The organism is Arthrobacter sp. CC3, from assembly GCF_039907775.1.
Taxonomy (GTDB): domain Bacteria; phylum Actinomycetota; class Actinomycetes; order Actinomycetales; family Micrococcaceae; genus Arthrobacter.
The window spans coordinates 93,620-107,072 of sequence record NZ_JARCCY010000017.1 but is presented as its reverse complement, the minus strand read 5'-3'; the positions used below and the strand labels follow the sequence as shown (position 1 = coordinate 107,072).

The window sequence follows — 13,453 nt, the reverse complement described above, 5'->3', positions numbered from 1 at the left end:
ATCATGGGCGCTGGGATAATCCACCTCTCGAACCCGACCCATCAATAAAACCACTGGATGACGCCCCAAATCAGGGGCAGAATGAAACCAAGCGGGCGGACCGATCCCGTTGTCACACCCAAGGGTACTGACCAGAACACGTCGCTAGACGGCCATTGGTGGCGTTCCACCCGCCCCGCAACCGCGTTGTTCAGCAGCCTCCTAGCGGGTGCTGCCGGCGAGGAGGCCGCGGCGGCGCAGGAGGCGCTTTTCGATCGGGGCGAAGACCAGCAGTTCGATCAGGATGCCTACGGCGAGGATCAGCAGGATGGCCGACATCACGATGGTCATGTCCGCCAAGTCACGGCCCTGGTTCAGCATGGAGCCGAGGCCGAAGCCGATGGTGCCGCCCACGGCGATGATTTCGGCGGCCATGAGCGACCGCCACGAGAACGCCCAGCCCTGCTTCAGTCCGCTCAGGTATCCCGGCAACGCGGCCGGAAGGACAATCTGGAGGGCCATTTGTAGCCGGTTGGCACCCAGCACCGTGCCGACGCTCCGGTACTGCGGCGGGATCTGGTCCACGCCGGAGATCAGGCCGTTGATGATGGACGGGATGGCGCCCATGAACACCACGAAGTACACGGTGGCGTCCGTGAGGCCGAACCAGATGATGGCCGCGGGCACCCACGCCACGGACGGCAGCACCTGCAGGCCGGAGATGAGCGGGCCGAACGCCCGGCGCAGCGGGGCCACCTGGGCCAGCAGGAGCCCGATCGGCGTCGCAATGACCACGCTGATCAGGAAGCCGACGATTCCGCGCTGCAGCGAAGTCCACACGGCCTCCTGCAGCGAGCCATCAGCCCACAGGGTGCCGAACTGGCCAAGCACGTCGAGCGGTCCGGGCACCAGATCGCGCCGCTTGAAGCCAAGGGACACGTAGAACTGCCAGGCCAGGACCAGCACCACGAGCGCCGCCACCGGGAGCAGGATGCGGCTCCAGTCGATGCGCGCCGCGCGGGCTGCGTCCGACTGCAGCGAGTCAAGGCCGGATTCGAGCTCGCGCAGGTCTTCGTTCCCGGTGGAGGACCGGGTCAGGGCCGCGTGGACCTTCCGGCTCTCGGGCTCAGCGGTGTTTGACCCTGCCTGGCCGGAGATTGAGCTTGTCGAAATCGGGCTCTCGACGGGCTCGGCCAGGGGCGTTGGGTTATTTGGCATGGCGGCGGATCTCCTCTCGCAGCCGGGCGGTGATGACCCCGGTCAGCTGTCCGGCAAGACCGGCGTCGGTTCGGTGTTCCTCGGTGACGTTCCATTCCTGGACCACGCGGCCGGGGCGTGAGGACAGCAACAGCACACGCTGGCCCAGCCGGACGGCTTCGCGGACGTTGTGCGTCACAAAAACGATGGTGCGGCCGGTTTCCTTCCAGATCCGTTCCAGCTCGTCGTGGAGGAGGTCGCGGGTGATGGCGTCCAGCGCGGCGAAGGGCTCGTCCATGAGCAGCAACTGCCGGTCCTGGGCCAGGGACCGGGCCAGCGAGACGCGCTGGCGCATGCCGCCGGAGAGCTCGTGCGGGCGCTTGTCCCCTGCTCCGCCAAGGTGGACCAGGTCCAGGAGTTCGTTGGCCTTCGTGCGCCGTTCGGACTTTCCCACGCCGCGCAGCTTGAGGGCGAGCTCGATGTTTTCCCGGGCCGTCAGCCACGGGAAAAGGGCGGCGTCCTGGAACATGAAGGCCGCGCCGTCGCTGGGGACTTCAAGGGCGCCCGACGTCGGGAGTTCCAGTCCCGCCATGATGTTCAGCAGGGTGGATTTGCCGCAGCCGGACGCACCCAGGAGCGCGACGAACTCGCCTTGGGCGATGCTGGCGTTGACGTCGTCCAGCACCGGGGCGCCGTCGCCGAAGCGTTTACCCAGGTTTTCCAGTACGACTGGCATGGTCCTGTCCTTACGTTGTTGGGGCTGGAGTTGATGCTGTGGGGGTGGTTCTGCTGCGTGCCGGTTAGTCGTTGCCGAGTCCGGCGGCGCTGACCTTGCTGCCGCCGGTTTCGGCGCTGACGCTGTTCAGTGCCGTGAGGTCGAAGATGCCGCTGATGTCCGCCTGCTTGGTGGTGCCGGCGTCAACGCCGTCCTGCAGCAGCTTCTTGTAGGCGCCGGCCAGCGGATCCACGGTGAACACGATGTTCTTCAGCGACCGCTCGATAACGTCGGCAGGGAGTTCGGCTCCGCCGGACTCTTTCAGCGCGGTGTTCAACACGCTCGCCTTTTCCGCACCGGGGGTGTCATTGAGCCATTGGACCGATTCGGCGTGGCCCTTGAGGAGGGCTTTGACGGTGTCGGGGTGGTCGGTGGCGAACTTCGTGCTCACGATCAGGATGGTGGTGGGGAACTCGCCCGGCTTCCCGGTCAGGGACCCGTCCCACAGGTCCTTTTCGTCCACCAGCACCTTGGCGCCGGCCTGCAGCACCAGCCGGGACGCCCAGGGCTCGGGCAGCCACGCGCCGTCGAGCTTGCCGTCCTGGAACAGCTTCAGGGTCTGGGCGTTCTCGGTGGGGTTGATGGCCACGTCGCCGCTGCCGTCCGTGTTGGTCTTGTAGCCATGCGCGGCCAGCCACGCCCGCAGCGCCACGTCCTGGGTCCCGCCCAGCTGCGGCGTGGACAAGGTCTTGCCCTTCAAATCCGCCGCGGCGGCAATCTCCGGCTTCACCACCAGCTGCGCGCCGCCCGCCGCGGCACCGGCGATGATGCTCACGGACTCGCCCTTGCTCTTCACGAACGAGTTGATCGCCGGGTTCGGGCCGATGTAGGTGGCATCAATGGCACCGGCGTTGAGGGCTTCGATCGCGGCCGGGCCGGCGTTGAACACCTGAGTGCTGAGCTTGGTATCGCCCAGGCTCCTGGCAAAGAAACCCTGCTTCACGCCCACCAGCGCCGGGGCGTGGGTGACGTTGCCGAAATAGCCCAGCTTCAACTCCGCAGCGGGCGTCGGAGCGGGGGCTGCTGCCTGGGCTGAGGAATCACGGGAAAGCGTTGACGCCACCACGGCACCGGCGGCAATGAGCAGCACCAGGCCGAGGGCAACCAGGACCTCCACGGCGCGCTTGCGCTTCGGGTTGTTGCTCTCTCCTGCCACGATGCGGATCATTCCGGGCTGGGGACTTGTCATTGTTTCACCATAGGGAGTGACATAAACCCGTTCAATGAAGCGGAAACGGGGGGTCACGCGGGTTCATCTAGCGTCACATTCGGACGCCCGCCGGCAGCATCCCTAGGCGACGTAGGCGTCGGCTGCGGCTAGGGCGTCATCAAGAATCGCAAGGCCCGCGGCGGCGTCGGAGCGGTCCACGTTGAGCGGAGGGGCCACATGGACGCGGTTGCCCAGGACCAGCGGCAACAGGCCCCGTTCCCGGCAAGCCTTGACGACGGAGGCCATCGGTGCGTTTGCCGTGCCCGTAGCTCCGGCCGGCACCAGCGGCTCCTTGGTCTGCCGGTCGCGGACCAGTTCGAGGGACCAGAGGCCGCCGATGCCGCGAACGTCCCCGACGGACCCGTGCTTGTCGGCGAGCTCCCTGAGCCCGGGCCCCAGGACGTCCGCGCCGAGGCGGGCAGCTGCTGCGACCGTGCCCTCCTCGTGCATGGCATTGATGGCGCCGACGGCGGCGGCGCAGGCGAGCGGGTGGCCGCTGTAGGTCAGGCCCGCCGGGTAGGGCCGTCTGGTGAACATCTCATAGATCGCGTCCCCCACGAGCACACCGCCCAGCGGCACGTACCCGGAGTTCACGCCCTTCGCGAACGCCATCAGGTCGGGCGCCACGCCGTCGTGGTCTACACCGAACCAGGCTCCCGTGCGTCCGAAGCCGACCATCACCTCGTCCGCGATATAGACGATGCCGTGGCGGTCACACAGTTCGCGGACTCCTCGCAGGTAGCCGGCGGGCGGCACGATGACGCCCGAGCTGCCGATCACAGATTCCAGGACCAGGCCTGCGATCGTCGACGGGCCTTCCAGGAGGATGACCTGTTCGAGGTGGGCGAGTGCCCGCTCCGACTCCTCCTCCGGGGTGCTTGACCCGAACGCCGACCGGTACAGGAAGGGACCGAAGAAGTGGACGGCACCCGCCGAGCCCGTGTCCGAGGCCCAGCGGCGCGGGTCGCCGGTGAGGTGGATGGAGGCCGCCGTCGAGCCGTGGTATGAGCGGTAGGCGGCGAGGACCTTGGGCCGTCCGGTGTACAGCCGCGCCATCCGGACCGCATGCTCGATGGCTTCTGTCCCGCCGGTGGTGAACAGCACATGCCCGAGGCCCTTCGGTGCCACCTCCACAATCAGCCGCGCCGCCTCGCCCCGGACATCGGACGCGTGGCCGGGTGCGAGCGTGCACAGGCGGTCGGCCTGCTCCTTGATCGCAGCCACGATGCGCGGATGCTGGTGGCCGAGGTTGGTGAACACCAGCTGCGAGCCGAAGTCCAGGTAGCGCCGTCCGGCGTCGTCGACCACGTAGCTCCCGGAACCGCCGACCAGGGTGGGCACGTCGCGCGGCCCCTGCACGGCCCAGGGGTGGAAGACCAGGTCGTCGAGATTCATGACATCCTCCGTTTCTTTTCTGTGGGCTGCCCGGGGTTCAGTCGCCCTTGACGTTGACGAGCTGCCGGAGCCGGTGGCCGATTCTCACCAGGTCCTCCGCATCGCGCATCACGACGTCGATGGGTTTGTACGCCGCCGGAATCTCGTCGATGAAGGCTTCGGTGGCACGGAATTCAATCCCCTGCATGGCCTTTTTCAGCTCGGCCAGGGAGAACGCCTTGCGCGCCGCCGTCCGCGAGTACTCGCGGCCCGCACCGTGCGGCGAGGAATTCAGGGCCACGCGGTTCCCGAGCCCGGCCACCACGTACGACGCCGTTCCCATGGACCCCGGAATGAGTCCGGGATCGCCGCGCTCGGCTTTGATGGCACCCTTCCGGGACACCCACACGGATTTGCCGTAGTGCGTCTCCTGCCGGGTGAAGTTGTGGTGGCAGTTGATCCGTTCCCGTTCCAGTACTTTTCCGCCCGTCCAGTTGCCGAACTGGCTGATCACGCGGTCCATCATTTCCTCACGGTTCAGCAGGGCGAACTGCTGGGCCCAGTGCAGCTCCTCGATGTACCGCCTGAACTCTGCCGTGCCCTCTTCCAGGTAGGCGAGGTCGGCGTCGGGAAGCGCGATCCGTTTCTCCCGCGTCACGCGCTGGGCGACGCTGATGTGGTGCTGCGCGATCTTGTTGCCGACGCCGCGGGAACCGGAATGCAGGAACAGCCAGATGGCATCCCTCTCGTCGGCGCAGACCTCGATGAAATGGTTGCCTGATCCCAGCGAGCCAAGCTGGAGCTCCCACTTCGGGACGTACTGGCCGGGATCAAACCTGGCCTTGGCAGCCCGCCGCCTCAGCTCGGCGATGCGCGGTTCGGCCGTGGCCAGGACCCTGCGGTTGTTGTGTCCGGCCGAAAGCGGGATGACGTGCTCGATGGCCTCCCGCAGCCGTTTCCGGTCCGGCGGGAGGTCCTTGAGGAAGTACTGCGTCCGGACGGCAATCATGCCGCAGCCGATGTCCACTCCCACGGCCGCCGGAATCACGGCGCCCAGGGTGGGAATCACGGAGCCCACCGTGGCGCCCTTGCCCAGGTGGGCGTCCGGCATCAGCGCCAGATGCGGATAGATGAAGGGCAGCCGGGACGTTCTCACTGCCTGCTCCCGCGTCTGTGCGTCCAGGATGGAAGCCCAGTTGATGAGCCGGCTGTTGATGCGTTCCACGATCTTCCCTCCCGGCGGGATAGGGCGAAAGTAAGGCCGCGGCCCGGCAGTGTCAACACCCCGCGGCTCTAGTCCTGCATGCGCTCCAGCCGGTACGTCAGCTTCGCTTCCCGTTTGGGGTCGTCCCCCAGGGATTTGGTGCGGGCAATGTAGTCCACGCCCCAGGTCTTCAGCAGGAAGTCGTCGGCGATCCGCACGTGGCCGGCGGGGAACTTGTAGTCCATTCTCTTGGCCACACCGGACCAGTCGGCGGCACCGAAGAGCTCCTCGGCGTCGGCCACCGTCCGCACGCCGTTGGCGGCCAGCAGGTCCCCCAGCCAGCCGTACTGCCGGGCCTGGCTCCTGGGGTGTTCGGAGAGCAAGCGGGCCAGCATGTCCTGGAGGATGTCCCCGGTGAGCTCGGTAGCGGCGGGGTTGGCGGCGAACTCGGCCGTGCTTTCGGCCTGACGGCGTTTGACGATGTCGTTGATCGCCGAGAACTGGGCGTCCGCGAGTTCGATGAGGGTTGACGCCATGGTGAACGCGCGGTCCACTTCCGCGTTGGCCTCCGCGAGGCTCTTGTAGCGGATGTCATGCTCGAAGGCGGCCCACGCATGCTGCAGCACGGTGCGGATCTGGACTTCGAAGCGCTCCCCGATGAACGGCTGGCAGCCCACGGGAACGTTTTCGTGGGGGACTTCCAGGATCAGGTGCCGGCCGGCGTAGCCGATCTGGCCGTTGCGCCGCTGGGAGCTTGTCTTGTCATCGTCCTCGCGGCAGTTGAACTGCCCCTTGAGTGCCGTTGCAACGTCGGCAATGTCGGGTTCGAGGAACATGATCACCCGGACCCCGATGAGGTCGTCGAGCTGCTCGAGCCCGTGTTCATACTTGAATCTGCCGTCCGCAGTGAGCCGGTCCAGCTTTCCCTTCACCGAACCGGGGTCCTTGACCCGCGCCTGCACGGTGTGGTGGTTGAGGCCGTCGTCGCGGAGCCGGGCGCGGATCGCATGCCCGATGGCATCCGACGCCGCATTCAGCCGGGGCAGCAGCGCACTGTAATGCTCCAGGGAGCTGGCAACAACCGAATCATGATCTTCCAACCGGTCCCCCTCAGATCAGCGCGCAGCGCATCTACCAAGCAGGGTATCCAAGGCGGCGGGTTTCAGCTACTGCCGGGCTTCCAGGTCCCCCGGAAAAAACAGCGGCTTGTTCGCAGAACCCGTCCTTGAAGATCAGGTTTTGCGAACAAGCCGCGGTTCATGGATATCAGATCGAGTAGCGCTCGTCCTCGTGGTCACCCGGGTGGTCGTTGACCAGGCCGGCGGCCAGGGTGTTGCCGTCCAGCGGATCAATCACCAGGAAGGCGCCGGTGCGGCGGTGGTGCAGGTAGTTTTCCAGCGGCAGCGGGGCGGCCAGCCGGAGCTGCGCGTGGCCGATGTCGTTGAGTTCGAGGCTGGACGCGCCCTCGAGCTTGAACGTGGCGAGGTCCAGTTTGCCGCTGACACTCCGGACCAGGGCCTGCACCGTGCGGGTGCCGTGCTTGACCAGCACCTTGGCGCCCTCGCGGAGCGGCTTCGGGGACAGCCAGCACAGCGCGGCGTAAAGGTCGGCGGAGGCTTCGCGGACGGTGCCGGCAGCGGCAATCGTGTCGCCGCGGGCGACGTCGAACTCGTCTGCAAGGCGGATCGCCACGGACTGCGGTGCAACAGCTTCGGTGAGCGAGGCGCCCGCGAAGTCGATGCCCGTCACCGTGGTGGTGCGCGGGTCCTGGCCGGGGGTCAGCACGCTGACCTTGTCCCCCACCTTCACCGAGCCTTCGGTGATCTGCCCTGCGTACGCGCGGTAGTCGCGGTATGCCTCGACGTCCAGTCCACCGGCAACAGCGTCGGGAGCAAGCGCGCCCTGCGGCCGGATGACCAGCTGCACGGGGAAGCGGAAGCTTTCGAGGTGGCTTTCCAGCTCGTCTGCGGCGGGCAGGGTCTCAAGCACCTCGAGCAGCGCGGGTCCGGTGTACCAGGGGGTGCGCTCCGAGCGCTCCACCACGTTGTCGCCGTCGAGGGCGGATACCGGAACCACCAGCAGGTCGGTTATCCCATCGGAACCAAGGCCGAGCTCGCGGCCCACCTGCTGCACGTCGGCTTCGATCTCGCGGAACACGGACTCGCTGAAGTCCACGAGGTCGATCTTGTTCACGGCCACGATCACGTGGGCCACGCGCAGCAGCTGCAGCACGGACAGGTGACGCCGGGTCTGCTCCAGGACGCCCTTGCGGGCATCAATGAGTACGACGACGGCATCCGCGGTGGACGCGCCGGTCACCGTGTTCTTGGTGTACTGCACGTGCCCGGGGCAGTCCGCCAGGATGAAGCTGCGGCGGTCGGTGGCGAAGTAGCGGTAGGCGACGTCGATGGTGATGCCCTGCTCGCGCTCGGCACGCAGGCCGTCGGTCAGCAGTGCCAGGTCGATCGCTTGCACACCGGCTGCGCCGGGTCCCCCAAATCCGCGGTCCGCGGAAGTGCGGGCAACGGCGTCCAGCTGGTCGGCGAGGATGGCCTTGGAGTCGTGCAGGAGCCGGCCCACCAGTGTGGACTTGCCGTCGTCGACCGATCCGGCGGTGGCGAAGCGGAACAGCGAGGCATGCGCCAGCGGTGCCTCGTCAAGAAGGGCAGCCGCGCGGGCTGTATCGATTTCGGTGCTCATTAGAAATAGCCATCCTTCTTGCGGTCTTCCATGGCGGCCTCGGAGATGCGGTCATCCGCACGGGTGGCGCCACGTTCGGTGATGGTGGAGGCGGCAACTTCAATGACGACGTCGCGCACCGTGGCGGCGGCTGACTCAACAGCGCCGGTGCAGGACATGTCGCCGACGGTCCGGTAGCGGACGGTCTTGGTGATGACTTCCTCATCCGGGCGCGGCTGCGAGACCTCGCCCACGGCCCGCCACATGCCGTCGCGGGCGAAGACTTCGCGGTCGTGGGCGTAGTACAGGCCGGGCAGCTCGATGTTTTCGCGCTCGATGTAGCGCCACACGTCCAGCTCGGTCCAGTTGCTGATGGGGAATGCGCGCACGTGCTGGCCCACGGTGTGGCGGCCGTTGTACAGGTTCCACAGCTCGGGGCGCTGGTTGCGCGGATCCCACTGGCCGAATTCGTCGCGGAGGCTCAGGATGCGCTCCTTGGCGCGGGCCTTGTCCTCGTCGCGGCGGCCGCCGCCGAAGACGGCGTCGAACTTGTTGCGCTGGATCGCGTCCAGCAGCGGGACGGTCTGCAGCGGGTTGCGGGTGCCGTCGGCACGCTCGGCCAGTTCGCCGGAATCGATGAACTCCTGCACGGAGCCGACAACCAGCTTCAGACCCAGGCGCTCCACGGTGCGGTCGCGGAAGTCGATGACCTCCGGGAAGTTGTGGCCGGTGTCCACGTGCAGCACGGGGAAGGGAACCTTGCCCGGCCAGAACGCCTTGGTGGCGAGGTGCAGCATGACCACGGAGTCCTTGCCGCCGGAGAACAGCAGCGCAGGCTTCTCGAACTCGGCCACGACTTCGCGGATGATGTGGATGGCTTCTGACTCGAGGGTGTCCAGGCTGGAGAGGCGCGTGGAAACGGCAGCGTCAGTCACCTGGGTGGGCTCCTCAGTTAGGTAAGTGCTCATACGTGTAGTCCGCATTCTGTCTTGTCGGTTCCTGCCCAGCGGCCGGCGCGGGGGTCATCGCCGGGCGCTACCTTGCGGGTGCAGGGCTGGCAGCCAATGGACGGGTAGCCCTGTGAAAGCAGCGGGTTGACGGGAAGGAGGTTGTCGTCGGAGTACTGCACCAGCTGGTCGAAGCTCCACGCTGCCACCGGGTTGACCTTGACCAGGCCGTTGGTTTCGTCCCAGGTGATCAGCGGGGTGTTGGTGCGGGTGGGGGCTTCGTCGCGGCGCACACCGGTGAACCACAGTTCGTAACCGGCGAGGGTGCGGCGCAGCGGGGCCACCTTGCGGAGGGCGCAGCACTGGGCGGCGTCCCGTGCAAAGAGGTCCTTGCCGAGGAGCCGGTCCTGCTGCTCCACGGTGTTTTCCGGGAGCACGTCCACCACGTTGACACGGAGGTTTGCGGCCACCTCGTCGCGCGTGGCGTAGGTTTCCGGGAAGTGGTAGCCGGTCTCCAGGAACAGGACGTCGACGCCGGGAAGCTGGTCGGCAACGAGGGCCGGCAGGACGGCGTCGGCCATGGAGCAGGCCACGGCAACGGCGGGCAGGTCGAAGTTCCGGGCAACCCAGGCGATGACGTCGCGGGCCGGGGCGTCCCAGCCGAGCTCGGCAGCGCCGGCCTCGGCCAGGGCCTTGAGCTCGTCGTGCGAGCGGAGTACGGGATCTACCCCCAGGGCGTGCTTGCTCACTGAAGTGCCTCCTCATCTGCTGCGTGGGCCCACTCGGCGAAGGTCTGGCCTTCGGCGTGCTCGGCCACGAACTTCCGGACGACGCGCTCGACGTAGTCGGGCAGGTCCTCGACGTAGACCTTCAGTCCGCGGACGGTGCGGCCGAGGCCGGCCTCTTCGCGGGTGGAGGAAGCCAGCCCGCCGCCCAGGTGGACCTGGAAGCCGGGGCTGGGATCGCCGTCGGGCGTTGGCAGCATCATGCCCTTGAGTCCGATGTCCGCGGTCTGGATGCGGGCGCAGGAGTTGGGGCAGCCGTTGATGTGCAGGGACAGGGCGTGGGGCAGCTGGCCGCTCTCGGCGAGGTCGGCCAGACGGCGTTCCAGCTCGGCCACGGCGGTTGCCGCAGTGACCTTGGTTTCCACGATGGCCAGCTTGCAGTATTCGATGCCGGTGCAGGCGATGGTGCCGCGGCGGAACACGGACGGCCGGGCGGAGAGGCCCAGGGCGTCGAGCTCGGCCACGAGCGGTTCAACCTCGTCCTTGGGCACATCCAGCACTACGAGCTTCTGGTGCGGGGTGGTGCGCAGGCGGTAGGAGCCGCGGGCCTCGAGGGTGTCCGCGAGCTTCACCAGCTGGGCGCCGGAGAGCCGGCCGGCAATGGGGGTGGCGCCGATGAAGAACTTGCCGTCCTTCTGTTCGTGCACGCCCACGTGGTCGCCCGGGGTCGAGGGCTTGGGGGCCGCGGGACCGTCAGCGAGCTTGTAGCCGAGGTATTCGTCCTCGAGGATCTGGCGGAACTTCTCCGGACCCCAGTCGGCCATCAGGAACTTCAGGCGTGCCTTGGTGCGCATGCGGCGGTAACCGTAGTCGCGGAAGATGCTGGTGACGCCGAGCCACACGTCGGCCGCCTGCTCGGGCGTGACGAAGGCGCCGAGGCGCTTGCCGAGCATGGGGTTGGTGGACAGCGCGCCGCCGGCCCAGAGGTCGTAGCCGATGCCGAGTTCGGGGTGCTTGACGCCGACGAGGGCGAAGTCGTTGATCTCGTGCACCACGTCCTGGCTGGGGTGGCCGGTGATGGCGGTCTTGTACTTGCGCGGCAGGTTGGACAGCAGCGGGTTGCCGATGAACCGCTCCCCCAGCTCGTGGATCAGCGGGGTGGGGTCGATGATCTCGTCCTTGGCGATGCCGGCCACGGGCGAGCCCAGGATGACGCGGGGAACGTCGCCGCAGGCTTCGGTGGTGGACAGGCCGTTGCTTTCGAGGCGGCGCCAGATCTCGGGGATGTCCTCCACGCGGATCCAGTGCAGCTGGATGTTCTGGCGGTCGGTGAGGTCCGCGGAGTCCCGGGCGAAGTCGACGGAGATCTGGCCGATGACGCGCAGCTGCTCGGTGGTGAGCGCACCGCCGTCGATCCGGACGCGGAGCATGAAGTACTTGTCTTCGAGCTCGTGCGGCTCCAGCGTGGCAGTCTTGCCGCCGTCGATCCCGGGCTTGCGCTGCGTGTACAGGCCCCACCAGCGGAAGCGGCCGTGCAGGTCCTGGCCTGGAATGGAGTCGAAGCCGTCCTTGGAGTAGATGGACTCGATACGCTCGCGGACGTTGAGGCCGTCGTCCTCCTGCTTCCAGGTTTCGTTGGCGTTGAGCGGCGTGGTGCCGTCCACCTTCCACTGGCCGTGCGGCTTCGCTGCCGGTCGGTTGGCGCGTGCGGGTCGCTTTGCGGCAGCGGAGTCCGCGGACGCTCCGGCTAGAGCTGTATCAGTCATGCATCGACTGTAGGTCCCACCGGAAAGCCGTCACAAAGGGTCAGAAACGCGAGGTCACCTAGGGAAACATTTCGTCATGAATCGCCGAAAAGCCTTGAAGAAGCCCGGTGCCTGTGCATGGTCCGGGGGGCTTTTAACCGCCCGCTGCGACGGCCGCGTCCGCAGCAGCGACGGCCGCGTCATAACGGTCCAGCGCAATCTGGGCCATGAGTTTGGAAGGCAGCAGCGGCTCCGTGACGATGTCCGCTTCAGCCTTGGCCAGCTGGTCGTGGAAGAAGCCGTGTGCCAACAGGTAGGAGGCGATGATGACCCGGCCCTGGCCCTCCCCGCCGGGGTATTCGGCACGGAGGGAGGCGACGGCGTCGGGCACCGACGGCTTGGCGGCCGCACCGTAGGCGGGAACAATCCTGTTGCCCCGCAGCGCCCGGAGGTGTTCGGCGAGCTCTTCGACGCTAACCGATGCTTTGGGGTTGGTGGATCCGGCGGCCGCCAGCACCACGGCGTCGTGCTCGGTGGCACCGGCCTCCCGCAGCCGCTGGTCGAGGATCTCCGCCAGCCGCGGGTCCGGCCCCAGCGGCTCCGAGGCACTGGACCCTTCCCTGCTGCGCGCCGCCTTCGCGATGTCCACCTTGGTGTGGAAGCCCACGCTGAGCAGCAGCGGCACGATGACGGCTGCTTCCCCTTCCGGCAGCCCGGCCATGACGTCCACCAGGTCCGGGTCCTGGACATCCACATAGGCTTCCCGGACATCCAGGCCGGGGCGCAGCGAGCTGATGTCGGCACGGAGGCCGTTGACCTCGGCGCCGCCCAGCGGGCTGGACGTTCCGTGGGCACAGGCGATCATGATGGGGCTATTCATAGGGGCTAGCGTAACGTTGGAGCAGCCCCATCCGCCCCTTCCACACTGACCGGGACGACCATTGACCATCTCATTCGACGCCGTTCAGGTCTGGCTGGATCTGGCCGGTGTCTTCTTCTTCGCGGTCTCCGGATCCCTGCTGGCGGCGCGGAAGCAGTTCGACCTCCTCGGGTCCCTGCTGCTCGCCTCCCTGGTGTCCCTGGGCGGCGGCGTGATCCGCGACATTATCCTCAACAGCGGCCCTCCCGCGGCGTTCACCAACCCGGCCTACCTGGCTCCCCCGCTGCTGGCCACCGTGCTGGTGTACTTCCTGTTTTCCAGCGTCCAGCGCTACACGTCGCTGCTCATCCTGTTCGACGCCGGCGGGCTGGCACTGTTCTGCATCACCGGCACGCTGAAGGCGCTGTCCGCCGGGATGAACCCGGTAGCGGCCGTGTTGCTGGGGGTCACGACGGCGGTGGGCGGCGGCCTGCTGCGCGACATCACTGCCAATGAGGTGCCCCAGCTCTTCGACCCCAAGGACCTCTATGCGCTCCCCGCGTTCACCGGGGCGGCCCTCACCACCATCCTGTGGGTTTCGGGTTCCTTCAACGCGCTCACGGCAGGCGCCGTTGCCGCCGTCGTATTCGCCTTCCGGGTGACGGCGTGGCGCCGTTCCTGGTACGTTCCGCTGGCCGTCCGGGGGTGGCACCGGCTGGGCCTGGGGGCGGCGGAAAAGGGCGGCCGCGATTAGCTAGG

General features: G+C 67.4%; 10 protein-coding genes and 2 pseudogenes. 1 reads left to right on the top strand and 11 read right to left on the bottom strand.

Annotated elements, in window-relative coordinates:
* Nucleotides 1–201: 201 nt before the first annotated feature.
* The 11 genes and pseudogenes from PV761_RS12325 to PV761_RS12275 all read right to left on the bottom strand — a co-directional run bounded on the left by PV761_RS12325 (nucleotide 202) and on the right by PV761_RS12275 (nucleotide 12,715).
* Nucleotides 202–1,197, bottom strand: coding sequence for an ABC transporter permease (locus PV761_RS12325; protein ID WP_347897069.1), 996 nt, complete (start codon nucleotides 1,195–1,197; stop codon nucleotides 202–204).
* Nucleotides 1,187–1,912, bottom strand: a complete 726-nt coding sequence (locus PV761_RS12320) for an ABC transporter ATP-binding protein (RefSeq protein WP_028272786.1) — start codon at nucleotides 1,910–1,912, stop codon at nucleotides 1,187–1,189. Before PV761_RS12320 ends, PV761_RS12325 begins: the two co-directional genes overlap by 11 nt.
* A gap of 64 nt (nucleotides 1,913–1,976) precedes the next feature.
* A complete protein-coding gene (locus tag PV761_RS12315; protein ID WP_347897067.1) occupies nucleotides 1,977–3,140 on the bottom strand; it encodes an ABC transporter substrate-binding protein in 1,164 nt (387 codons plus the stop codon).
* A 102-nt stretch (nucleotides 3,141–3,242) separates the two neighbouring features.
* A pseudogene (locus PV761_RS12310) lies at nucleotides 3,243–4,637 on the bottom strand (aspartate aminotransferase family protein); the annotation flags it as partial.
* Nucleotides 4,594–5,760 (bottom strand): RtcB family protein, encoded by a 1,167-nt coding sequence (locus tag PV761_RS12305; protein WP_028271591.1) that lies wholly within the window; start codon nucleotides 5,758–5,760, stop codon nucleotides 4,594–4,596. The pseudogene PV761_RS12310 and the gene PV761_RS12305, both read right to left, overlap by 44 nt.
* Before the next feature lie 68 nt (nucleotides 5,761–5,828).
* Complete coding sequence (locus PV761_RS12300) at nucleotides 5,829–6,839, bottom strand: hypothetical protein (RefSeq protein ID WP_347897065.1); 1,011 nt, start codon at nucleotides 6,837–6,839, stop codon at nucleotides 5,829–5,831.
* Between the two features lie 166 nt (nucleotides 6,840–7,005).
* Complete coding sequence (locus tag PV761_RS12295) at nucleotides 7,006–8,439, bottom strand: GTP-binding protein (RefSeq protein ID WP_028271590.1); 1,434 nt, start codon at nucleotides 8,437–8,439, stop codon at nucleotides 7,006–7,008.
* Nucleotides 8,439–9,386 (bottom strand): sulfate adenylyltransferase subunit CysD, encoded by a 948-nt coding sequence (cysD, locus tag PV761_RS12290; RefSeq protein WP_028271589.1) that lies wholly within the window; start codon nucleotides 9,384–9,386, stop codon nucleotides 8,439–8,441. Before cysD ends, PV761_RS12295 begins: the two co-directional genes overlap by 1 nt.
* The gene (locus tag PV761_RS12285) at nucleotides 9,383–10,114 is read right to left on the bottom strand and encodes a phosphoadenylyl-sulfate reductase (RefSeq protein WP_028271588.1); all 732 of its coding nucleotides are present in this window, start codon (nucleotides 10,112–10,114) and stop codon (nucleotides 9,383–9,385) included. Before PV761_RS12285 ends, cysD begins: the two co-directional genes overlap by 4 nt.
* Nucleotides 10,111–11,856, bottom strand: coding sequence for a nitrite/sulfite reductase (locus tag PV761_RS12280; RefSeq protein ID WP_028271587.1), 1,746 nt, complete (start codon nucleotides 11,854–11,856; stop codon nucleotides 10,111–10,113). Before PV761_RS12280 ends, PV761_RS12285 begins: the two co-directional genes overlap by 4 nt.
* 54 nt (nucleotides 11,857–11,910) lie before the next feature.
* A pseudogene (locus PV761_RS12275) lies at nucleotides 11,911–12,715 on the bottom strand (CbiX/SirB N-terminal domain-containing protein).
* A 61-nt stretch (nucleotides 12,716–12,776) separates the two neighbouring features.
* On the opposite strand from PV761_RS12275, the gene PV761_RS12270 reads away from it, so the two are divergent.
* On the top strand, nucleotides 12,777–13,448 hold the full coding sequence (locus PV761_RS12270; protein WP_347897061.1) for a TRIC cation channel family protein: 672 nt from the start codon (nucleotides 12,777–12,779) through the stop codon (nucleotides 13,446–13,448).
* Nucleotides 13,449–13,453: the final 5 nt, after the last annotated feature.